Annotated in this window: 19 protein-coding genes; 10 read left to right on the top strand and 9 right to left on the bottom strand. The window is 40.8% G+C overall.

The window, feature by feature from the left end; all coding sequences use genetic code 11:
- The first annotated feature begins 405 nt into the window (after positions 1–405).
- Together CWC17_RS14965 and CWC17_RS14960 are read left to right on the top strand one after the other, a co-directional pair.
- Positions 406–1,293 (top strand): LysR substrate-binding domain-containing protein, encoded by an 888-nt coding sequence (locus tag CWC17_RS14965; protein WP_138541798.1) that lies wholly within the window; start codon positions 406–408, stop codon positions 1,291–1,293.
- A gap of 51 nt (positions 1,294–1,344) precedes the next feature.
- Positions 1,345–2,109, top strand: a complete 765-nt coding sequence (locus CWC17_RS14960; protein ID WP_249935932.1) for a YdcF family protein — start codon at positions 1,345–1,347, stop codon at positions 2,107–2,109.
- A gap of 11 nt (positions 2,110–2,120) precedes the next feature.
- On the opposite strand, the gene CWC17_RS14955 is transcribed toward CWC17_RS14960, so the two are convergent.
- Positions 2,121–2,873 (bottom strand): Nif3-like dinuclear metal center hexameric protein, encoded by a 753-nt coding sequence (locus CWC17_RS14955; RefSeq protein ID WP_138613786.1) that lies wholly within the window; start codon positions 2,871–2,873, stop codon positions 2,121–2,123.
- A 150-nt stretch (positions 2,874–3,023) separates the two neighbouring features.
- On the opposite strand from CWC17_RS14955, the gene CWC17_RS14950 reads away from it, so the two are divergent.
- Positions 3,024–3,392: a hypothetical protein gene (locus CWC17_RS14950; RefSeq protein WP_055018762.1), complete on the top strand. Its 369-nt coding sequence runs from the start codon at positions 3,024–3,026 to the stop codon at positions 3,390–3,392.
- A gap of 140 nt (positions 3,393–3,532) precedes the next feature.
- Here the strand turns inward: CWC17_RS14950 and CWC17_RS14945 are convergent, their stop codons facing one another.
- From CWC17_RS14945 to CWC17_RS14920, 6 genes are all read right to left on the bottom strand, one after another.
- Positions 3,533–6,709, bottom strand: coding sequence for an amidohydrolase family protein (locus CWC17_RS14945; protein ID WP_138613785.1), 3,177 nt, complete (start codon positions 6,707–6,709; stop codon positions 3,533–3,535).
- Positions 6,710–6,806: 97 nt separating this feature from the next.
- Positions 6,807–7,631: a M90 family metallopeptidase gene (locus CWC17_RS14940; protein ID WP_138613783.1), complete on the bottom strand. Its 825-nt coding sequence runs from the start codon at positions 7,629–7,631 to the stop codon at positions 6,807–6,809.
- A gap of 58 nt (positions 7,632–7,689) precedes the next feature.
- Positions 7,690–10,578: a ligand-binding sensor domain-containing diguanylate cyclase gene (locus CWC17_RS14935; protein WP_349654492.1), complete on the bottom strand. Its 2,889-nt coding sequence runs from the start codon at positions 10,576–10,578 to the stop codon at positions 7,690–7,692.
- Between the two features lie 354 nt (positions 10,579–10,932).
- The gene (locus tag CWC17_RS14930) at positions 10,933–11,571 is read right to left on the bottom strand and encodes a CatA-like O-acetyltransferase (protein WP_138613794.1); all 639 of its coding nucleotides are present in this window, start codon (positions 11,569–11,571) and stop codon (positions 10,933–10,935) included.
- A 108-nt stretch (positions 11,572–11,679) separates the two neighbouring features.
- On the bottom strand, positions 11,680–12,720 hold the full coding sequence (locus tag CWC17_RS14925; RefSeq protein WP_055016578.1) for a Leu/Phe/Val dehydrogenase: 1,041 nt from the start codon (positions 12,718–12,720) through the stop codon (positions 11,680–11,682).
- Positions 12,721–13,170: 450 nt separating this feature from the next.
- Complete coding sequence (locus tag CWC17_RS14920; RefSeq protein ID WP_055016577.1) at positions 13,171–14,697, bottom strand: fumarate hydratase; 1,527 nt, start codon at positions 14,695–14,697, stop codon at positions 13,171–13,173.
- A gap of 170 nt (positions 14,698–14,867) precedes the next feature.
- Between CWC17_RS14920 and pabB the strand changes: the two genes are divergently transcribed.
- From pabB to CWC17_RS14905, 3 genes are all read left to right on the top strand, one after another.
- Complete coding sequence (gene pabB / locus CWC17_RS14915; RefSeq protein ID WP_138613781.1) at positions 14,868–16,214, top strand: aminodeoxychorismate synthase component I; 1,347 nt, start codon at positions 14,868–14,870, stop codon at positions 16,212–16,214.
- A 6-nt stretch (positions 16,215–16,220) separates the two neighbouring features.
- Positions 16,221–16,796 carry an NUDIX hydrolase gene (locus tag CWC17_RS14910; RefSeq protein WP_171037657.1) on the top strand — a complete coding sequence of 192 codons (576 nt, stop codon included), beginning with the start codon at positions 16,221–16,223 and terminating at the stop codon, positions 16,794–16,796.
- Positions 16,797–16,898: 102 nt separating this feature from the next.
- Entirely contained in the window at positions 16,899–18,275 is a 1,377-nt protein-coding gene (locus CWC17_RS14905) for an L-serine ammonia-lyase (protein ID WP_055016574.1), read from the top strand.
- 67 nt (positions 18,276–18,342) lie between these two features.
- Here CWC17_RS14905 and cysB read toward each other — a convergent pair whose 3' ends face one another.
- Positions 18,343–19,320 carry an HTH-type transcriptional regulator CysB gene (gene cysB, locus CWC17_RS14900; RefSeq protein WP_138613779.1) on the bottom strand — a complete coding sequence of 326 codons (978 nt, stop codon included), beginning with the start codon at positions 19,318–19,320 and terminating at the stop codon, positions 18,343–18,345.
- Between the two features lie 292 nt (positions 19,321–19,612).
- Here cysB and CWC17_RS14895 point away from each other — a divergent pair, with 292 nt between their 5' ends.
- The gene (locus tag CWC17_RS14895; RefSeq protein ID WP_055016572.1) at positions 19,613–20,371 is read left to right on the top strand and encodes a hypothetical protein; all 759 of its coding nucleotides are present in this window, start codon (positions 19,613–19,615) and stop codon (positions 20,369–20,371) included.
- A gap of 250 nt (positions 20,372–20,621) precedes the next feature.
- On the opposite strand, the gene CWC17_RS14890 is transcribed toward CWC17_RS14895, so the two are convergent.
- Complete coding sequence (locus CWC17_RS14890) at positions 20,622–21,914, bottom strand: NCS2 family permease (protein ID WP_055016571.1); 1,293 nt, start codon at positions 21,912–21,914, stop codon at positions 20,622–20,624.
- Positions 21,915–22,031: 117 nt separating this feature from the next.
- On the opposite strand from CWC17_RS14890, the gene CWC17_RS14885 reads away from it, so the two are divergent.
- The 3 genes from CWC17_RS14885 (at position 22,032) to CWC17_RS14875 (ending at position 23,718) form a co-directional block, all read left to right on the top strand.
- Entirely contained in the window at positions 22,032–22,487 is a 456-nt protein-coding gene (locus CWC17_RS14885; RefSeq protein ID WP_138613777.1) for an SEL1-like repeat protein, read from the top strand.
- 275 nt (positions 22,488–22,762) lie between these two features.
- Positions 22,763–23,197 (top strand): SulA-like leucine-rich domain-containing protein, encoded by a 435-nt coding sequence (locus CWC17_RS14880; RefSeq protein WP_138541808.1) that lies wholly within the window; start codon positions 22,763–22,765, stop codon positions 23,195–23,197.
- Between the two features lie 41 nt (positions 23,198–23,238).
- Positions 23,239–23,718, top strand: a complete 480-nt coding sequence (locus tag CWC17_RS14875) for a YchJ family protein (protein WP_138541809.1) — start codon at positions 23,239–23,241, stop codon at positions 23,716–23,718.
- Positions 23,719–23,902: the final 184 nt, after the last annotated feature.

Raw genomic sequence — 23,902 nt, 5'->3', positions numbered from 1 at the left:
GTAAGCCCCGTAATACCCATTCGTTTATTTAAGCGCTCAGTTTTAAAGCAATAAAAACATATTATTACTGTTTAAGCTTTAGCCAATTAAAAACATACCCGTTACTACGCATTGCTATAGTGACTTATCCCGCTTAAAAACCTGTGCCATTTATTAAGTGCCCCTGTCCATAACGCTGCTTTACACCGCAGCTACATAACCCATAAAACAACTTGAGCTAAACTCATGGCAAACTCATCAAACCAGTAATAAGTAAAGCACCCACATTAGTTAATTTAACTTTAAGGGGGCATATTAGTAATTAATGGATTGTTTTAGCCATCTAGACGTTGAAACGTTTTTTGTAAAGGCGTAGTATGTAGTCAATCTGAGCCAAACTCACTTTTACCTTGAGAATTATTAAAGATGATTGATATAAAACACCTTAAAACTATTGCGACATTAAAAGACACCGGATCGTTAGTTAATACAGCCCGCGAATTATTTTTAACGCAATCAGCTTTATCTCATCAAATTAAAGACTTAGAAAACAAATTAGACTGCCAATTATTCGAAAGAAAAACGCAGCCTGTGCGCTTTACGCCTCAAGGAATGCTTTTACTTGAACTTGCTAACGACGTTTTGCCTAAAGTAGAAGCCACGAAGTGCCGTTTAAAAGAAAGCCTTAATCAACCTATTTCCCAACTGCGCTTAAGTGTTGAATGCCATGCATGTTTTCATTGGCTGCTGCCTACTATTAAAGAATTTAATAATTTTTGGCCAGACATTAAAATTGACTACGAACGCGGCTTTAGCTACGACGCTATACCTGATTTACTCAATGATGAGCTCGATTTAGTATTGACCTCAGATATACGTGAACCTGATAAGCTTGAATACGCTCACTTATTTGATTTTAAATTAAAGCTTATCGTCGCCCCTGATCACGACCTAGCTAAAAAAGCATATGTAACGGCGCTTGATTTAAAAAACGAAACCATTATTTCGTATCCTATTCCCCGCGAGCGACAAGATATATTTAAACACTTTATTCAAAATGCCCGCTTTGACGGTACCTTAAAAAATGTAGACCAAGGCTTATTAATTTTTCAGCTTGTGAGTGCAGGAATGGGTGTAGCAGCGCTGCCTGATTGGTTGGTAACACCTTACGAAAGCCAAGGTTTAATTAAATCAATTCCGCTTGGAGCACTAGGCCTAACCCGCCCTATGTACCTAGCAATGAAAAGAGACATGAAAGACAACCCCGTTTATCGGCATTTTTTAAATACCTGTAAGCAAAATAACGGTCGATAAATCACAAACGAATAAGTAACATAAGGCCTATTGGGTTTTATGTTGCTTGTTATGTTTGAATTAAAAAAGTTATTAGGTGGCTTAATTATGCCGCTCCCGCTATTTGGTTTACTTACGTTTGTAATGCTAGTTTTAGCGTTTCGTGGACGTAAGCCTGCTTTAGTGCTCGCAAGTTTGAGTATATTAACGCTTATAGTGTTAAGTACACCGTTTGCTGCGCATCAACTGATTAAACACAATGAGCCCGTATCACTGGCATTTAATGCACTAAAACACCCTAGCCTTGATAAGATTGTTGTGCTGGGGTGCGATATAAACCCAAACCCTGCTTTAAGCGCTAATAATCAGTTAGGAAATTGTGCGCTTACTCGCTTGGTAGAAGGCGTCAAGCTTGCAAAAAAATACCCTAATGCAACGCTTATCGTGTCTGGCGGTGGCTACAATAAAGTAACAAATAGCGCGTTAATGAGCCAAGTAGCAACAGATTTAGGAGTAAGCAAAAGCCGCATAAAACAAAACCCGCAAGCAATGGATACCGCTGCCGAAGCCAAGCTACTCGCCCCTAAACTCGTTGATTTTAAAGTTGCACTAGTTACGTCTGTGCTACACATGCCGCGCGCAAAAAACTTGTTTAATGCCCAAGGTGTTAAGGTAATTCCTGCCGCTACGGATTATCACAATTTTGCGGCTTTACCTTTGTATAAACAATTTATACCAAATGCTGAGGCATTACGTGTAGTAACGCAATATGCCCATGAAGTGATTGGGAATGCTTGGATAAGTGTGCGCCGCTGGATAAACCCAGAGGCGCTGTAGAGTATATACATTTATACTGGGTTATCTATATCTATAAAACTCACATCAAAACCATGCTCTTTAGCAAGTAGCTCACCAAGCGCTTTAATTCCGTACCGTTCGGTTGCATGATGCCCTGCTGCAAAAAAGTCTATATTTTGCTCTCGCGAGCTATGAATCGTTTGTTCTGATGCTTCACCCGTTAGGTATGCATCAACTCCCTGCTCTGCTGCTAAATCGATATAACCTTGCCCGCCTCCTGTACACAGCGCAATGGTGTTAATTTTTTCATCGCGTACAACACTACTTAATGGTTCACGGTTTAAAACTTTAGCTATTTTATTTGCAAACTCGCTACCTGTAAGTGGAGTTTTTAACCGTCCTTTCATAGCAACGCTATTAGTTACGGGTTCAAGCCCTGTCTCTATTTCGATATCGAGCAAATTAGCCAGCTGGGAGTTGTTACCTATAACAGGGTGAATATCAAGCGGTAAGTGATAAGCAAATAAATTAATATCGTGCGCTAATAAGGCCCCTATACGGCGTTTTTTCATGCCGGTAATAGGCTGCGATTCACCTTTCCAAAAATAACCATGGTGAACTAAAATCGCATCGGCTTTTTTTTCTATTGCTGTATCGATGAGTGCTTGGCTTGCAGTTACCCCCGTAACAATCGTTCTGATTTCGTTTTTACCTTCGACTTGCAGCCCATTCGGGCAAAAATCTTTAATTGTCTGAGGTTTTAAAATGTCGTTTAATAGTTGGTTAAATTCTCTACGTTGCATACTTATTACCTTACTCAGCACTGAATTTTGTGCAAATTTTGGCGTTTATGGGGCTAAAATGGAAGGAAAATCGCAAAAAATTGAAAAACAGTTGGAAAATAGGTATAAATACGGCTTCTTTATCTGTGTTCACAACGTATAGGGTCTCTGATGAGCAAACTAGACAAAACAGAAGTTTTATCTGCCTTTGAAGCTGCATATGAAGCTGCCAATGGTAAAAAACCTGAAATTACTACAAAACCAGGCTGGTACAGCATCGATGGTGGCAAAAACTTACGCCTAGCTGATGTAGCAGAGCTAACGAAAGAACTAAGCGCTGGCACATCGCCTGCACAAGCTGAGCAAAAAGCGCCTGCGAAAAAAACTAAAACTAAAGCGGCTGCGCCTGTTAAAGCACAAAAAACGGCACCGTTTACTGTTGTAACACAAAGCGAAGACGGCTACACAGCTGAAGAGCTTTGGATTGTTGAGCTTGCAAGTAAAGATCACGACTGTCGCTTACCGCGCGGTGTTGTTTAAACACCATGTGATTGATAAAAAAGCCGCGTTAAGCGGTTTTTTTATGCCTATTTATCACCTTCTATCAATTCGCTTTATTAAATAATTTATTTTGAGCTAAAAAAAGCGGCTAATAGCCGCTTTTAAAATGTGTATTACAATTATAGCTTTTCAAAATAAAGTGGCTTTCGCGGCTTTTTACCCACTTCGTTCATTGTGCTTGCATCAAATAAGCGCCCATTGATCATGGTATAATCGACTTTATCTGAATCGCGAATATTTTTCAGCGGATCGCCATCAATAACTATTAAATCGGCAAGCTTACCGACTTCTAACGAGCCTATATTTTTATCAAGCCCTAAGTATTTAGCAGGGTCAAGCGTAGAGGCTCTAATTGCTTCAAGTGAACTCATACCGCCTTGAGCAAACATCCACATCTCCCAGTGGGCACCTAAGCCCTCACGTTGCCCATGCGCACCTAAATTTACCAGTACACCTAAATCTTGCAGCTCTTTAGCAACACGGGCGTTATTGAAGTGGTTATAGTGATGATCGGGCGCTTTTACTCGGCGCATAGAGCGCGGTAATAATTGATTTTTAGGCACAAATTTACTTAAACGCGGATGATTCCACACGTCGGTTTTGTCATACCAGTAGTTTTCCCCCCAAATTCCGCCATAGGCGACAACAAGTGTTGGTGTGTAACCTACATCACTTTGCGACCATAATTGTTTTATATCATCGTAAATATTCTCAACCGGAATTGAGTGCTCAATGCCCGTATGGCCATCAACAACCATGCTTAAATTATGTTGTAACAGTGAGCCGCCCTCTGGCACTATCATCATTTCCAGCTCTCGCCCTGCTTCAATAACTTGCTGGCGTTGCTCGCGGCGCGGCTGGTTATACGATTTAACACTAAACGCCCCAACCTTTTTAAGGCGCTCTAAATGAAATTTAGCATCGTCTAAAGAGTCAATATGCGAGGTGTAACCAGGCATATTTGCTCCATATAAAATAGTGCCGGTAGAGAAAATTCGTGGCCCAACAATCATGCCGGCCTTTTGCAATTCACTGGCAGTAAAAATCTCTGATGTATCGTTTGATGGGTCATGAATTGTGGTAACACCGAGCGCTAAACCTGCGAAGTTTTTCCAGTTTTGCTGTGGGATTATTTCATCACTTGCCTGAGAGCCATGTGCGTGCGCATCAACAATCCCAGGCATAATTGTTTTACCTGTAACATCAATAACATCGGCATCTTTAGGAATAGTAACCTCACCCACTTTGCCAATCGATTTAATGTGTTTACCATCGGTAATTATAACGCCGTTTTCAATGACCTGTTCGCCATTCATGGTAATAATGTTTGCCCCTTTTAAAGCAATCATACCTTTTGGCGCGGCCATTTTTTTACTAAAGCTAATGTTTTCGCCACTTTTAACTTTAAAGTCGGCCTCGTCTGCATTGTTTATAGCAAACATGCCATCAAGGCTTGCATGGTATAGCTCGGGGCCTAAGCTCCAGTACAGCTTATTACTATTAGCACTCCAACTTATGTTTTCACCCGCACGTACAGACAGCTGCTCAATAGGAAACTTGTTATCTTTAGGGCTTATTGTGATAGGTGAACCGCTTTGCACCAGCGGGGTAACAAATACTTTAAAACGCTCTGCAAACGCTAAGTATTTACCATCTGGTGAAACTCGAAATTCAGTAGCATGCTCCGACTCATAAAGCTTACGTATCTTTTTACTCTCAAGCTCCACAACACTTAAGGTAGGCTTAGGCCACGGGCTCATGATAAATACACGGTCATTGGTACTACCAAACTGAGGTTGATAACCACTTTTAGAAATAAGCTCGCTCTCTCCCCCTTTTGCACTTACTTTATAAACGCCCGGGTTAAGCGACCACTTAGGATTTAAAATACTTCCGCCGGTGGCTTTACGATAAACGACCGTTTTGCCGTCGGGGCTAAACGTTGGCTCTACATATTTACCCGGTTGCGTTGTAATAGTATCACCACGACCACTGCGCGCAGAGACAACACGCACAGTGCCTTGCTTGCTGTCATTCCACGTGGTGTAAACAACCTTTTTGCCATCGCGGGAGTACTGCGGGAACAGCTCATAATGATCGGTTTGTTTAGTTAAGCGCTTAATTTTACCTGAGTCTAAATCGCGTTTATAAATATACCCTAATGCTTCAAAAATAGCGGTTTCGCCATCGGGGCTAACCTGCACGTTACGCAGCATTTTTACGTCAAACTCATCAGTATCTAAATCTTGTGTAAAGCGTACTGCCTTTTGAAGCTTTTTAGTGGTTTGTACTTTAAAGTCAATTGGGGCGACTGTTTTATCATCAACGGCTAATTTATGAATTGTACCGCCAGCCCAAAACACAAGCTCTTCGTTATCTGGAGTCCAAGCAATTGTCGGGTAAACACCATGAATAGCCCAGGTTTCTTGCATATCGCGTTCAAGCTTGTCATAAAGCTTAGTGTGCTCGCCATTGGTTAGGTCGTATAAGTACAAGCTGGTTTGAAAATCATCACGTCTTATATAGGCAAGCTTTTTGCCATCAGGTGAAGGAGTCGGTCTTATTGCACCGCCCATTCCTTCAATAATTGTTTCAATTTCGCCGGTTTGTCGGTCAAAGCGCTTAATTTTATAAATACCGGCAACAGAATCTTTAGAGTAGTGAAAGGTTTTACCAGGCGTTGCATCATGAGAAAAGTAAACATAGCGCCCATCTGGCGAGAACATTGGCTCACCTAAGTCTTTTTGGTCGTTCTCGCGTTTAGTAAGCTGAACACCTTTACCACCGGCTTTGTGATAAAGCCACACTTCTCCAGCCCCTAGTGAGCGACTAGCGGTAAAGTGTTTACGTGCAACAAGGTAATCGCCATCAGGACTCCATGCGGGGCTGTTTAAAAGTCTAAAGGTTTCATCAGTCACAGCGTGTTGATTACTACCATCAGCATCCATAATCCAAATATTATCACCACCGCCTTGATCTGAGGTAAACGCAATGTGTTTACCATCTGGGCTAAAGCGAGGTTGCATTTGCCAAGCAATATCTGAGGTGAGTTTAGTTGCTTCACCTCCGCTTATAGTCATAGTGTAAATGTCGCCAAGTAAGTCAAAAACTAGCGTGTTGCCATCAGGACTAACATCAATGTTCATCCATGTGCCTTGCTCGGTACTAATGGTTGCATCTAAAAACTCACCTTTTGGTGAGTCTACCAGCCACTTTTCTTGATCTTCGTTTGCGTAAGGCTGACCTATTGCTAGGGCGACTGATAAAGCCAGTGCAGTGTGAAGCATTTTTTTCATGCATTTCTCGCTTGTTATTATTGCAGTTAAACTCTCTAACACGATTGCAACAAAAACAGCGCTAACTTGCCAGCGATATCAGACCAAGCACCAAAAATTAATGCCAAACTATGGGGTCAAATTGGTAGTAATCCACCAGCATTCTATAAATTTCAGGGTCGTGTTGTTTAAGCTGCGCTGGCTTTTCTAAAAAGGTCTCTGTGAGTACAGCAAAAAACTCAGCCTCGTTGGTTGCCCCATAACTATGAATAACATGGGGCATGTTATAAGCAACATGACTTTTTAACTGTACAAAAGCACGGCTAAAAACACGGGCCCACTCTTTGTAAGCATTGGGGGTTTTTAGTAATGGAGTGCCAGTGGTTTTTCCGGTTTCTTGATCTAACTGGTGGGCAAATTCATGAAACACTAAATTATGGCCATCGCTTGGTAAACGGTTGCCTTCTAGTACATCGTGCCAACTCAGCACTAATGTGCCACCAGGCCACGACTCACCTAAGCGCACAGCGTTGTGGTAACTAACCAGCCCAGCACTATCTCGTGTAGATTGCGGCGCGTAATACGCACTAGGGTAGAGTAAGATTTCTTTTACGTTTTTATAAAGTGGCCAAGGTTTATTAAGCACTAATACACAGGCATCAGCAGCAACTATCAGCTTCATGGCGGGGGTTAGCTTTAGTCCGTCTCGGCCTAAAAAGCGCTTTTCGCTTAAAAACCATATTATGTGGCGCTCAAGCTTTGCTCTGTCGTTGTCCGTCATCTTTTTATAGATAGGCATGCAACGAAAGAGTATTTCTTTTTGTTGAGAGTTTAAAACCGCGTTTTTATATTTTTTATTCCAAAGCCAGTTTTGTAGTGTCTGCCAGCGCCAATAAATTACAACAAAAATAGCCAAAGCAAAAATGAGTAGCCCGTTTATCATGGGGACATCCAAAATAAGTTAGTCTCTTATTAATATGTGCGCCTGCACTCATTTTCAATCAGATAATTTCTGTGCAATTTCGTCCGCTATTTTTAGCTTTGTATAAGGCTTGATCTGCTCGCGATAAAAGACGGTCGTAATCACCCACGTTGGTTGAGTCAGACAAACCAAAACTCGCTGTTACACTTAACCCCTCACCAATAGCCGAAAAGTCATGTTGTGCAATGCTCTCGCGCAGTGCTTCACATATCATTTTTGCTTCGCCAGCGGTTTTATCTGCAAAAACAATGGTAAACTCTTCACCGCCCCATCGTGCTATATGCTGGTTTTCTTGGCAGCCATTTTTAAGCAGATCTGCAATAGTACAAATCACTTTGTCACCAATTATATGCGACCAGTTATCGTTAATTCGCTTAAAGTGATCAATATCCAGTATGGCTATGGCTAAGGGTCGGTTTTGCTGTTTGTAAGTGGCAAAGTTATGGGCAAGCCAACTATCAAAAGCACGCCTGTTAGGCATATCGGTAAGTTGGTCGTGCGTTGCTTGGTACGCAAACGCATTGGCTTGCGTTTGTAGGTCTTGCGTTTGTTTTTCTACGCGATTAGTCAGCTCTATTTCTATTTTTTTATAGTGATATAAACGGTATTTATATATGGCAAAAATCACCATTAAAAAAAATACAAATATTGCAAACTTAAATTGCGTTTTTTGCCAAAAAAATGACTGAATTACAATATTTACAGCTTGCTGATTATCTTGCCAATGTGCGTTAGGGTAACTTGCGCGTACCATAAAGGTATACTCCCCTGGGGGTAAATTGGTGTACTCAGCACCGGTCATATGCTGGCGACTAACCCATTTATCGTTAAATCCTTTTAGTTGGGTTTGAAAGTTTAATCGCTGCGGCATAATAAAGCTCAGCCCTGCATAATGAAACGATAAACGAGAAACCCCCGGCGGCAAAAAGACCGACTCCCCTTCAAGCGGAAGTGCAATAGGCTTACCATCTACAAAAATATTTTCAATAATGGTCGGCAGTGCAATTTGCGTTGATGCTTTTAAGCGAGCAGGTTTTACAGTACTTACCCCCTTAGCAGTTGCAAACCAAATACTCCCATCGTAATGCGTTACAGCCGAAGGCGTTGAGCCGCCATTAGCCTGCGCACTTAACATGCCATCGCCTTCATCATACAGTTGATAGTTAAGCACAGGTGTTTTAGCGTTCACAGGCGCATCGAGAATTTGTTGTATATGATTTTTATCGATTTGAATGATCCCGCGGTTGCTCGAAAGCCAAAATGAACCATTATGCGGCACCACTTGAAATAGTTTATCGATAGGTAAACCTTGCTCTAAGCCAAGCATGGCCATTTTCCCGCTTTTTAGCTCATAGCGTACTAAGCCTCTATCTGTAGCCATCCAGGTATAAGTATCATCAATATAAAACCCAAACGCATATTTAGCAGAAAACTCACGCGGAAATTCAACCGTTGTAAAGTGTTCACTAACAATATCAAATACCACCACCCCATTGCCGGTGCCTACCCAGATATTACCTGCGTTATCTTCACTAAGCGTGAGTATAAACCCGCTTGGTAACTCTTTTTTATTTGTAAATTGCTCTAAGCTGCCATCTTCATTTATGCGCGTAAGCCCCATAGCGGAGCCTATCCACAAACGGTTTTTAGAATCAAATAATAACGCTCTTACTTCGTTACTTCCAAGGCCCGTGCTACGACTAATGAATGGGGTAAAGGTATTATTGACTACTTTTAAAACACCCGAGGTATAGGTGCCAGCCCATACACTCCCATCGGGTGCTTCGTGTAAACTAAGTATAGAGTAAGGATTGCTTTGTTTAGAGCCTGAGACCAAGATAGCACGATTGTTTTTGATTATGTTTAAGCCTGAGCTACCCCCAACCCATAAACTACCATCAGAGTGAGAAAGCACTGTACGGGTATAATCCCCGGCTAAGCCTCTCTTATGGGTCCACGATGAAAACGGCGACTCACGCAGACGAAACAATCCCGCGTTTGTGCCAATCCAAATGCTATTTTCTCTATCTTGTAACAAAGACAAAATTCGGTTGGCTGGCAGTCCGTTTTTGGCATCTAATTGCTCTACACCGTCAGGTGATAACCTAAATACCCCTTTATTAATTGTGCCGAACCATAAATCACCATGATTGTCCTCTAGTAAACTAGAAATTGATTCATTTGCAAGCTGTTCATGTATAGGCCGAAACTGCGAATTTATTTTGATCCATGCGCCTTTTTCGCTTCCCACTATCAGCGAGCCGCCTCGGGTAATTAATAAATTGTATACGGGCGCATTGGGTAAACCAAAGTGAGGCGTCATTAGGGTGGGTATTTTATTATCTATTTTATAAAGGCCCGCACTAGTTGCAGCCCAAATAACCCCGTCGCTGTCTTCTATAACGCGATAAGCACTCACATTTTTAATTATCGCAAGGTCGGTATCGCTGTTGTGCTCACGATAAAAAACCCCATCGTTTTCAAGGGCTAACCATAGGCTTTTATCAGCACTTTCTATTAAATGATTAACCATGGTAGACGCTGAGCGCTGCGTGTCCCACTGCCTATGTTGATATAAACTAATCCCACCTCGCGAGCCCGCTATATATAGCCCACCGCTTTGTGTTGGTGTTAAGGCCCTTAAACCTGAGTCGGGTAAATTATTTATATGGGCACGGGTTAGTATTGTAAACTCTTGCCCATTAAACCGTGCTAAACCTTCCCAGGTAGCAACCCATAAGTAACCATCTTGAGTTTGAGTAACACTATTAATACTGTTATGCGGCAGTCCTGAGCGAGTATTCCATGTTTCAGAAAAATAATCGCTTAACGGTAAGCGCGTTTGCTCTTGAGCTTCACATAAAAACATGACGAAAAAAGAACATATAATGCTTAATTGTCTCATCATCAACTGCCTTAGTTATTCTTTTACTTGTGTAAGCGTTTTAACGTTATTTAAGCGTAGCGGGAAAGAATTTACTCGGCACTGCTCACATCTAAACTGTATATCCAACAAAGTGCTAAAATCCCTATACGCACGGGGTGAATACACTATGCTTTGTTTAAGCGCTAACAAGCGCTTTAATTTAAACTAAACAATAGCGTCAACAACAAATAATACGTGCTAAAGACACCTTTTAATAAGTTATTAAAGCGTTATGCTTTAAACGGATCAGCTAATCGTTACAAATTAACTTATACCCACCTATTTAATTAAAAATACTACCATAGCGAATAAACACATTGCATTAACTAAATTTAATTAATCTTTACAAAAGTTGTTAATATTATCTTGTAATACGCTTATAAACGCTGCGACGTGTAAACCGTCCATTAAAGAATGATGCACATCAATCGAAAACGGCATTAGTCCCGTGGTTTTATTATATTGACCAAACACAAACTTAGGAATGCCTAAACATTTCCCTTCACTAAAGGCATGCGAAAAACTGCTAAAGTTCAGCCATGGCAGCACTGAAATATGTATCAAATCAGCCTGTCCTTCGGTTTGATTGAATGCCTGAGAAAATAACGGTTGAGATTTAGCATTGGCACTTATAGTGGTCGCGTGTTGAGAAAAAGCTTCAAAGCAAGATGAATAATTAAAATAACTAAATATAAACGAATCATCGCTGGCAAGCTCTACCACACTCGCTCTAACTTGCTTTAAGCGCCATGGACGCTCATTGATAATCCTTAGCATGATCGGGTTATAGGCGTGGCATGCTGTTAGTGTGGTATGCACATATGCTTGAAAAAAAGACAGTTTATTTTGTTTACAATATTCAAATAAAGGCTTGGCGTTAAGTGTTACACACACATTAAAATATGGCTGGGTGAAGTTTTTAAACAATTCAAAGTGTTGCTTGCGAGGCCAAGTATCAAAATCAATTGGCTCCATTAAGGCGTTTGTATTAGTCATATTATCCATACGGTTAAAGGTAACGCCATAAAGTATAAACAAAAAAGGCGTACCAAAGTACGCCTTTTTAAAAATAATAGAGCTAAATTAAAGACCGTTTTTAATAATCTCTTGCGCTAACTCATCGGCTATCAAATGCGTTGATTTTTGCTCTTTTTCACTACGCGCAAAAATTTCAGTAAGCGTATCGTATATGCCTTCAACATGTTTATTAGACGCCGCTTCACTGTAGCCTTGAGGTGCAGTTTCGTAATACACATTAATAATGCCACCAGCGTTAATAACGTAATCGGGTGCATACAAAATACCTTTTTCACGAAGTACTTCACCGTGGCGAGATTGTGCTAATTGGTTATTTGCACAACCTGCAATAATCGTTGCTTTAAGGCGTGGTATAGTTTCATCGTTAACCGTTGCGCCAAGCGCACAAGGTGCGTACACATCAACATCAAGATCGTAAATTTCATCAATACCTACCGATGTTGCACCAAAGTCATTAACTACACGTTCTACTGAATCTTGATTTATATCAGTTACAAATAGTTGCGCACCGGCCTCAGCTAGGTGTTTACATAAACCATAGGCTACAGCACCTAAGCCTTGCACAGCCACTTTAATACCCGAAAAATCTTGATGACCTCGCTGATGCTGTAACGCCGCTTTAATTCCTAAAAAAGTACCATATGCTGTAAAAGGTGACGGGTTTCCGCTTTTCCCTTCAAGGCCCAGTACATAGTTTGTTTCTTTATTCATTAATGCAACATCATCGCAAGTAATGTTCACATCTTCTGCTGAATAGTAACTGCCATTTAATCGCTCTAATTGGCGGCCAAAAGCACGGAATAACTGCTCAGACTTAATTTTTTTTGCATCACCAATAATAACTGATTTACCACCACCAAATGGCAAACGTGCGACTGCATTTTTATAGGTCATGCCCTTAGATAAGCGCAGCACATCGTATACTGCATCTTCATCTTTTGCATAATCCCACATTCTACAACCGCCAACTGCAGGGCCAAGGTTGGTATTGTGCACGGCAATAATTGCTTTTAAACCTGACGCTTCGTCAGAACAAAAAACCACTTGTTCGTGGTTATCAAATTCAGCTTGATTAAACACAGCCACTGTTATTACTCCAAAATAGTTTACCCGTGAGAGGGATGAGCGCTGGAAATTGACGAAACTTTACCACTTCATTTTTGAGGGGGCTACACAATGACAAGTTAAACCCTTAAAAAGTGAGCTATATAAATTAATAAACCTATATATCATAAAGACATGGATAGAAAATCCAACAAAAGGCATATAAGTTAAATTTAAAACTAACACCGCCGATTAAAAGTGCGCTCACACTTACGTGAACGTAAAGGTAATGCCAAGTGTAAACCTTGTATTACACAGCTCCCCTCCCAGCAAAGGCGCACAGTGTATAGGTTTATGAAGAAAAAATCAGATTTACCGCAACTGGTCTGAGGTGTTTATTTAAAGAGGAGATTTGCGCTTTTTTAGTGTGTTTATTAAAAAATACAAAAAAAGCGAGCCTAAGCTCGCTTTGTTATTAGATTACGCAAACCTTTATTTAAGCTTACCGTCTAGCTCTTCAATTTTAGCTTTCCAAATGGCAGGGCCTTGTGTGTGTGCATTTGCACCTTCGCTATCTACAGCCACTGTAACTGGCATATCTTCTACTTCAAATTCGTAGATTGCTTCCATACCTAAATCTTCAAAGGCAACCACGCGTGCTTTTTTAATTGCTTTAGATACTAAATATGCCGCACCACCTACAGCCATTAAATAAACCGATTTATGCTCTTTAATCGACTCAACTGTAGCAGGACCACGCTCAGCTTTACCTATCATGCCTACAATGCCGGTTTTTTCTAACATCATATCGGTAAATTTATCCATACGTGTTGCGGTTGTAGGGCCTGCAGGGCCTACAGCTTCATCACCTACAGCATCAACTGGGCCAACGTAATAAATAAACTTATTATCGAAGTCTACGCCTTCAGGTAAACCTTCACCTGAATTGATCATATCTTGTAAGCGTTTATGGGCAGCGTCACGGCCTGTTAAAATAGTGCCTGAGAGTAAAATAGTTTCACCCATTTTCCACTCGCGAGTATCTTCTTTAGTTAGCGTGTCTAAATTAACCCGACGCGTTCCTTCACCTACTTCAAAGGTGACTTCTGGCCAGTCTTCTAGCTTAGGCGCTTTTAAATCTGCAGGGCCTGAGCCATCTAATGTAAAGTGTACGTGGCGCGTAGCAGCGCAGTTAGGGATCATCACTACAGGTTTTGATGCCGCATGTGTAGGTGCAGTTTTTACTTTAATATCAACAACCGTTGTTAAACCACCTAAACCTTGTGCACCAATACCTAGCTTGTTAGCACGTTCAAAAATTTCTAAACGTAATTTTTCTTCTGTTGTTTGTGCACCGCGCTCCATTAGCTCATGAATATCAACAGGGTCCATTAACGACTCTTTGGCCATTACCGCTGCTTTTTCGGCGGTACCGCCAATACCTATACCTAGCATGCCAGGCGGACACCAGCCTGCGCCCATCGTCGGTAGCGTTTTTTCTACCCATGCAGCGACATCGTCAGATGGGTTTAGCATAACCATTTTACTTTTGTTCTCTGAGCCGCCGCCTTTCGCTGCAACCATTACTTCTACTTCGCCACCCGGCACTAAGTCAATATGAACAACTGATGGGGTATTATCTTTGGTGTTTTTACGCGTGCCTGCAGGGTCAGCTACAATAGAAGCGCGTAGTGGATTATCTGGGTTTAAATATGCGCGACGTGTGCCTTCATCAACCATTTGTTGTACAGTTAAATCTGTTTTATCCCACTTAACATCCATTCCTACTTTTACAAAACAGGTAATAATACCCGTGTCTTGACACAATGGACGCTTGCCTTCAGCCGACATACGCGAGTTAATTAAAATTTGCGCGATTGCATCTTTTGCAGCCTTGCTTTGTTCTTTGTTATAGGCTTTTTCTAGCGCTTGAACAAAATCAAGAGGGTGATAAAAAGAAATATATTGCAACGCATCTTCAATGCTATCAATAAAGTCTTGCTGACGGATTGTACTCATTAGTGGTTCCTTAAGTTAGCGTTACGCTTAAGCGTAATCTATACCAAACCGGTGACGGTGGTTTGCACTGTTTTAATTACAACGTAGATTTGATACTAAACGCTGCCAAAAAAATTTGACTTATGATACCCTCCCAGCCCGTTTCGAGCCAGTTCTTAAAGGGGCAGTAAATGCTAAACAATGAAAAAAATTGTGTAAAATTAGCCATAACACAAAACTGCATTGATGTTTTCGCGCATTTTGCGCATTTACCCTATGCCGTATTACTAGACTCAGCCAATAGCGAGCACATAAATAGTCGCTACGATATTATTGCGATAGAGCCCCACGCTATTTTAGAAGTCAATAACAATCAAAGCGTATTTAATCAGCAACTTGACTCACGTAGCCCCTTTACAATAATGAACGATGAGCTAAGTAAACTTAGCACGCAAAAAGCCGCTAATAACCTGCCCTTTAATGGCGGCTGGCTTGGTTATTTTGGTTACGACTTAGGCCGTATTATTGAGCACATGCCAAGCACAGCAAAACACGATATAACGTTGCCACAAATGGCCATTGGTCTTTATTTAGATGCGCTAATATTTGATAAACGCCAGCAAAGCTGGTTTTACGTTTCTCAACCACAGATAAATCGCCTAGCGCTTTACCAGCAATATTTAGCAAACGATGTAGCGCCTGCACACTTTTCGCTCACCAGTGATTGGCAATCAAATATGAGTAAGCATGAATACGCTGATAAATTTTCGCAAATACAAGATTATTTAAAAAGTGGTGATTGCTATCAAATCAACCTCGCGCAGCGCTTTAGTGCTAGCTTTAAAGGCGATCCTTTCCAAGCCTATAAAATATTACGTGTAGCAAATAAAGCGCCGTTCTCTAGCTTCATAAACCACCCAGGTGGTGCCATTTTATCAATATCGCCCGAGCGCTTTATTGCAGTTCACGACAACATAGTTGAAACAAAACCTATCAAAGGCACTTTGCCACGTATGGCCGATGCCATCGCAGACCAACAACAAGCCAGGGCCCTTGAAAACTCAACCAAAGACCGCGCAGAAAACGTAATGATTGTTGATTTACTGCGTAACGATTTAGGCAAAGTGGCAAAGCCTGGCTCTGTAAAGGTGCCCTCACTGTTTGCTATTGAGAGCTTTCCGGCTGTTCATCACTTAGTCAGTACTGTCACGGCCGAACTCGATGAGAATAAAACGTGTGTTGATCAACTTGAAGCTGCATTCCCCGGAGGGTCAATCACCGGTGCACCGAAAATTAGAGCAATGGAAATAATTGAAGAGCTAGAGCCTCATAGGCGGAGTATTTACTGTGGCTCTATAGGGTATTTAAGCGCCTGCGGTAATATGGACACCAGTATTACAATCCGTACATTAGTTTGTCATAACGAGCATATTTATTGCTGGGCCGGCGGGGGTATTATCGCTGATTCTAAAGTCGAATTGGAATACCAAGAAACATACGATAAAGTGAATAAAATACTTCCTTTATTAAAACAGTAGAACGCTTTGAATAGTGAACATATTATGGCGCGGTTTCAGCTAAGCCCTACTGCCGCGCCAAATCAAATAAAAGATACCCGTAAAAAGCGTGCCAGTGCGGTTATGCTGCCTATTATTGATGTTGATAACCACGCGCATATTTTATTGTGCAAACGCCCTACTTATTTACATCACCACCCTGGGGAAATTTGTTTACCCGGCGGTAAGTTTGAGCAAAGCGATAAGCACCTGCGTACCACAGCACTTCGAGAACTACATGAAGAGCTTAATATAGCGCCAAGTCATGTCACAGTGCTCGGTCAGCTGCCGCAATACTCTACCCTAACGGGCTTTAGCATTAGCCCATTTGTGGGTTTACTTGATAAACACACAGTATGGGAGAATGATTATAATGAAGTGCAAGCAAGCTTTTTACTGTCGCTTACTGCGCTTTCAAACGAGGCCAATTGGCAGCCCATTCCTTTTCAGCGATTTGGCAAAAAAATCAACTTGCAAGGGTTTAGTACACCGCACGGATTACTGTGGGGAGCAACGGCTAACATTATAAAAAACTTTACAAAACAGCTTGCCCTACCAGTTTAAAACTTATTGGCAAATAGTTACATAATATAGAATTAACGTTATGATACTCGACCGTTCAAAGAACAGCTCCAGGGCTGAGTAAATATAGTAGAGACCCATAATATGATCAGTGCATTTGATATGTTTAGCATTGGTATTGGCCCATCGTCGTCACACACCGTTGGCCCAATGCGCGCCTCGCGCTTATTTGTTAATGACCTTCAAGAACAACAACTTTTAACTTCTGTTACCGATATAAAAGTTGAGCTTTATGGCTCACTGGGTCAAACCGGCGTAGGCCATGGTTCCGGTAAAGCCGTAATATTAGGACTTGCAGGATACGATCCAGAAACAATTGATGCTGATTTAGTTGACGATATTCTTGCTACCATTGAAAAAGAGCAAGTGATATACCTAAACCAAACCCATAAAGCGAACTTTCCTAAGCAAGGAGCTATTGTTTTTCATCGCCGTAAAACCTTACCTAAGCATTCTAATGCAATGGAAATTATTGCCTCAAGCAATGGCGAAAAAGTATATAGCAAAGTGTACTATTCTATTGGCGGCGGCTTTATTGTTACCGATGAAGAATTTGAAAACGAAAAACAAGCAGCCCTTGATATACGCGAACAAAACCCTGCGCCTTACCCATTCGAAAGCGCAAAAGATTTGCTAGAGCTATGTAAAGAGTCGGGCTTGAGTGTATCAACCTTAATGATGCACAACGAAAAAACGCTGCGCAAAGAAGACGATATTAAAGACGAGCTATTTAATATTTGGCAAGTTATGAAGGCCTGTATAGAGCGAGGCATGCGCACCGAGGGCATTTTACCTGGTGGTTTAAAAGTTAAACGCCGTGCACCTAGCTTATATTTAAAACTCAATGTAGAAGTAAGCAATGACCCGCTTAGAGCAATGGATTGGGTGGATTTATTTGCCCTTGCTGTAAATGAAGAAAATGCCGCGGGGGGTCGCGTAGTTACCGCGCCTACAAATGGCGCAGCGGGTATATTACCTGCCGTACTAATGTACTACCACACGTTTATTAAAGAAGTGGACCGCGACATAGCCACGCGCTATTTATTAACCGCAGCGGCTATTGGTATTTTATACAAAAAAAATGCCTCTATTTCGGGTGCAGAAGTAGGCTGCCAAGGTGAAGTGGGTGTGGCTTGTTCAATGGCTGCCGGCGCACTCACCGAAATTGTTGGTGGTAATGTAGTACATGTTGAAAACGCCGCAGAAATAGGCATGGAGCATAATTTAGGTCTAACCTGCGACCCTGTAGGCGGATTGGTACAAGTACCGTGTATTGAGCGCAATGCCATGGGCGCCATTAAAGCAATTAATGCCTCGCGCCTAGCAATACGTGGCAGTGGCGAGCAAAAGGTGTCGCTTGATAAAGTCATTAAAACCATGCTTGATACTGGCAACGACATGAAAACCAAATACAAAGAAACCGCACGCGGTGGATTAGCGGTAAACATTATTGAATGTTAAGCGTATAAAGACAAAAAACCGCGTATTGTAGCAATACGCGGTTTTTTATTTTTTGTATAAAGCTTTGCTATTTTACCGGCAGTTCTATGTCTGCAAACAACGCATCAACATCTTCTTGATTACGTAACAAACTAGCGCGCTCTACTCGCTCTTTAGTTAAATGCGGGGCAAAACGTTCAATAAAGTCATACATATAAGTACGTAAAAAACTGCCCTTTCTAAAGCCAATTTTAGTTGTACTCGCTTCAAATAAATGACTAGCATCAATACACACTAAATCCGTGTCACTTAATTGGTCAACGGCCATTGAGGCAACTACACCTACACCTAGCCCTAACCTTACATACGTTTTTATTACATCGGCATCTGTTGCAGTAAACACAATGTGTGGCTCAAGGCCATGTGCATTAAATGCTTTGTCGAGTTCAGAGCGACCAGTAAAACCAAATACATACGTAATAAGTGGATACTGAGCTATATCAGCAACAGTTAAACTGTCGGCCTTTTGTGCTAATGGATGATCTTTTGCCACTACAATGCTGCGATTCCAATGATAACAAGGCAGCATAACTAAATCTGAGTATAAATGAAGCGCCTCAGTTGCGATGGCAAAGTCAGCGTCTCCGCGCGCTGCCGCATCAGATATTTGTTGCGGTGTACCTTGGTGCATATGCAGCGAAACAGCGGGGTATTTTTTCATAAACCCTTGGATAACACTGGGTAAAGCGTAACGAGCCTGAGTATGTGTAGTGGCTATATTTAGTTTACCTTGATCAGGCAAGGTATGTTCATTAGCAACGGCTTTTATTCCTTCGACCTTAGAAAGAATTTCGCGAGAAATGTTAATTATTTCTTCACCGGCACCTGTAACATGCGTTAAATGTTTACCACTGCGGCCGAAAATTTGTACACCTAACTCATCTTCTAGCATACGCACTTGTTTAGATATACCAGGCTGTGAGGTAAATAAACTTTCAGCGGTAGCTGATACGTTTAGCTTATGATTTTGAACTTCTACTATGTATCTAAGTTGTTGTAATTTCATGGTTGCAGTTTTAACGTTGTTATTAGGCCAGCATGAAGGTAGCAAGCTACAGAGACAAGTTAACTTTATACAATACTTGCCTAAATGCATACTTATACCTTCATTATTTAGAAGCTAAGGCTAGCATAATAAATTCGCTTCAGGTAGCGATGTTTATTCAGGTTCAACTTATAATACATTATTCCTATATCTAATTTTTAACATATTTTAAAGTTAATCAGCGCAAAGCTACCCTCAAAGCATATATTTGATGTAATATAAAAAAATAGATTGTGAATCCGAGAGTTAAGCCATGATCGTTTCGATTATAATTGTGCTTATAGTGGCGCTAATAGTGATTGCACTGTGGGTAAGCGCTGTACAACAGCATAAAGAAAAACAAGAAGTTGAACGTCGTAAAGAATTAACAAAACAAAAAGCTATAATCGAAGAAACCGAAGAGGCGCTAATGAATAGTGCCAATATTCCGCTTTCTGAAAATGTTATACGCGCTTTGCAACGTAGATGTTACGAGGCGCTAAACGCCATGGTGAAACACTCACCTAATTCTAAAGCATTAAAAAGTAGAATGAACGAAGCTAAAGAAAAGCTAAGTGCGCCAGTACAAGGCAATAGCAACGACAATTTATCACTACCAAGTAACGACAAACAATTAGTTTCGTTAATACAAGGTATAAAAAAGCTTAGAGTAATTATGCGTTCGGAGCACAGTAAAGGACGCGTAGATAGCCAAGTATTTGCCGCAGAAGATAAGCGTCTAGAAAAACTACAACTGAGAATTAATATAGAAAGCCAAATAAAACGCGGTTTATCTGCTCGTTCGGCAAGTATGGTGGGCTCTGCCAGACAGTATTTTGAGAAAGCCTATGCCACGCTTAGTGCCGTTACCTATTCAGATGAATACGTAAATACTAAACGCCAAGAAGTCGAAGGCTATTTAGAAGAAATAAGTACTGAACTAAAAGCGTCAAACGCCACCGCCCTTAAGAAAAAAGCAGAAGCTGAGCAAGATGACCTCGATGTGTTATTTGCCCCTAAAAAGAAATGGTAATTTTAAATAACCTAAAGAAAGCCCATACACAATGTATGGGCTTTTTTGTATCTGCTAAACTGTTTTTACCATGGGTAAATACGAATATACTTTAGGGCACTACCTAGCACTCACTCCGTTATAAACACTCATTTACCACTGCAAGAGATATACACGGTATAACTAGGCAATGGCACTGAATGTTAGCCGCTAAATAATAATTTACCCGCCCTTAAGTACATCTGTTAATTCAGCGAATCGGTATTAGCTATTATGATAAAAACGCAAACTTAATAATAAACAGCGCCGTTAAAATCCACACACTAATACTCACTTGATCGCGTTTACCACATAGTAACTTAACCGCAGTATACGATATAAAACCAAGCGCAATACCATGTGCAATAGAGAATGTAAGTGGCGTCATAAGCAGTACAACACTTACCGGAATTGCATCGCTCATATCATCCCAGTTCACAAACTTAAGGTTTTGCAGCATTAATACCGCAACGTATAAAATAGCACCCGCTGTTGCATAGGCTGGCACCATTTGCGCAAGCGGCGCAAAAAACATCATTAGCAAAAAGCATACACCTACAACGACGGCTGTTAAGCCAGTACGCCCGCCAACCGATACACCGGCCACAGACTCAATATAAGAAGTGGTTGTTGAAGTACCCAGCATTGCGCCGGCAATGGTCGCTGTACTATCAGCACTTAAAGCACGCCCTAAGCGCGGCATGTTGCCTTTTTCATCGGCCAAGCCTGCTTTTTGAGTTACCGCAACCAACGTCCCTGATGTATCAAATAAGTCAACAAACAAAAACGCAAAAATTACGCTTAACATGGAAAGTTCAAGGGCCGCTGCAAAATCAAGTTGCATAAACGTAGGTAAAATAGACGGTGGCATTGAAATTACGCCGTGGTACTGAACTAAATCAAGGCTTAACGCAATACCTGTTACTAGCAAAATGCTAATAAGTACGCCACTTTTTATATCGCGATAAAGTAAAGCCGCAATAACAAAAAAGCTTAATATAGCTAATAAAGGGCCCGCCGAAGTGATATCACCAAGCTGCACTAATGTTGCTGGGCTTGAAACAATAATCCCTGCATTTTTTAGTGCAATTAACGCTAAAAACGCGCCTATACCTGTTGCTATAGCTTGTTTTAAAACCAAAGGAATCGCATTAATTATCCACTCGCGGACCTTAAACAAACTTAATATTAAAAATATACAACCAGACATAAATACCGCACCTAATGCAGCCTGCCAGCTATAACCCATCCCTAAAACTACACCATAAGTAAAAAATGCGTTAAGGCCCATACCTGGCGCAAGTGCTAAAGGATAATTGGCCCACAGCCCCATAATAAAACAGCCAATAGCAGCTGCAATACAAGTGGCTACAAATGCAGCACCTTGATCCATGCCTGCTTCAGCAAGCATTGCAGGGTTAACAAATACAATGTAAACCATAGTGATGAAAGTAGTGACTCCTGCAATGCTTTCGCGTCGCACATTGGAGTTGTTTTCGCGGAGTTTAAATAGAGCTTCGAGCATAATAGACTTGTGGTTGTAAAAAGTGACGAGATTTTATCATAAAATTAAGTATAAACAGGACATTTTACCTTGCGATATACTAAACTGTTGACGTAGAAACTATATAAAAGAAAATGTATGAATAAGACTCAGCCTAGCGGACAAGACTTAGAGCAGCAATTAAACAACATTTTAGACTTTGTAACTCAGCCTATAAACCAAAGCGCTGAAAGCAATAGTGATGTAAGCGAGCACACAGCACTTAATAAAGCACTGTATTATTTAAAACATAATCAAGCACCATTGGCAGCTAAATGGATGCGTCTTGCCGCAATGGCCAGAAATCATCGCGCCCAGTTTTATTTAGGATTATTTTTTGTCAAAGGCCAAGGCGTACCAAAAAGTGTATTTCACGCAGCAGCATGGCTTAGTTTAGCCAGTAGCCAAGGCTATGAACCGGCAACCGCTGCTTTAGATGATTTAAGAAAATATATCGACACCAAACGTCTTAAAGACGCGCAGTGCTACGCAGCAAGCTTGTTTGAGCAAATACACCAAATACAGTATGCTCACTTAATCCCCAAAAATGACTAACTACTGTATTACTAAGTACTGTAAAACACATTAAAACAACTGTATAGCCACCTCTTAAGTACTGTATAGCGCTGCTACACTTTATACAGTTGCGCAAGCACCCTCATTTTTCACTCTCACAGATAAATTATAAGCAACTGTTTTTAAAGTGTTATTTTTATTATTTATTTTTTAAAGTCATCAACTGTATAAAAAATAACAAAAAACACTTGCACACAACAACTGTATAAACTACTGTATACATGTACTGTATATAAACCCAGTGAGTGAGACCTATGCTACAGCCAATTACCGTAAGAAACGTTAAAAGCTACCAACAACATGACGAAAATGAGTTAGTAAACTTAATAAAAGTAGAAGATGAAATTTCTGCAACATTTGAGATGCTAAAAGTGTTGCACCAATACAATAGCTCGAATGCGTGGACCTTACTAATTGCGCCTGACCATGTGCCCAGTAAAGCCTTACTAGATAGCTGCTCTATTGATACCAGCAAATTGCTTGTGATAAGGCAAAAGCATTTAGTAAATTTAGAGTATGTGCTTAACTCCGCACTCCATAATGGAAATTTTGCAGCCATTATTACGTGGACCGACATAGTCAGTGAGCAACAGCTTGTTAATTTATCGCTTAATTTAAATAAAAGAAGCGCTAAGCTATTTTGCTTTACTAAAAAAACCAGCACTACAGCAATATCACTTACTCAATAAGCTGGTAAAATACATTTTTGATTTATGTTAATTAGTATTTTATGAGTGTAACCAGTACCAGCGCCTGCAAATGCAACAGTCAGCTTAATTATGGCGACTGTTGCCAACCTTATCATCTTGATATAAAAACCCCAGAAACACCTGAGCAATTAATGCGTTCGCGCTTTAGTGCTTATGCATTAAAAAATGCATCTTATGTATTTAAAACTTACGCTAAAGAAAAACAAGCACAAAACCCAGTAAATGAAATTGCTGACTTTGCCAATAGCTGCCGCTTTGTAAAATTAGTTGTACGCGACACAAAACAAAGTGATGAGCGAGGCTCTGTTGCCTTTAACGCGTATTATTTTTACCAAAACTTATATTGTGAACTGGATGAGAAATCAGACTTTATAAAAGAGGATGGTGAATGGCGTTATTTAGAGGGTATTATTAATCCGGTAGCCGATATTAAAGTTAATAGAAATGACCCCTGCCCTTGCGGAAGTGCTAAGAAATATAAAAAATGCCACGCTTTATAAAGTAATACACTTAAAGTATAACGACGCTTAAGTAATTTCAATAACGAACTTAACCACCAGGGCGTGTTGACCTTTGATGGTTGAATTTGCAGCAGTGTGTTTGGTTTTTAGGCAAGGCAGAGCCTATGAAGTGTGGTTATTCCCCATAAATAGGCGATAACGAAGCATAAATGCCAAACATGCG

This window comes from Pseudoalteromonas sp. S3785 (assembly GCF_005887365.1).
In the GTDB taxonomy this organism is placed as follows: Bacteria; Pseudomonadota; Gammaproteobacteria; order Enterobacterales; family Alteromonadaceae; genus Pseudoalteromonas.
Note: the sequence above shows the minus strand (reverse complement) of the source record. Positions and strands in the feature narration are given on the sequence as shown.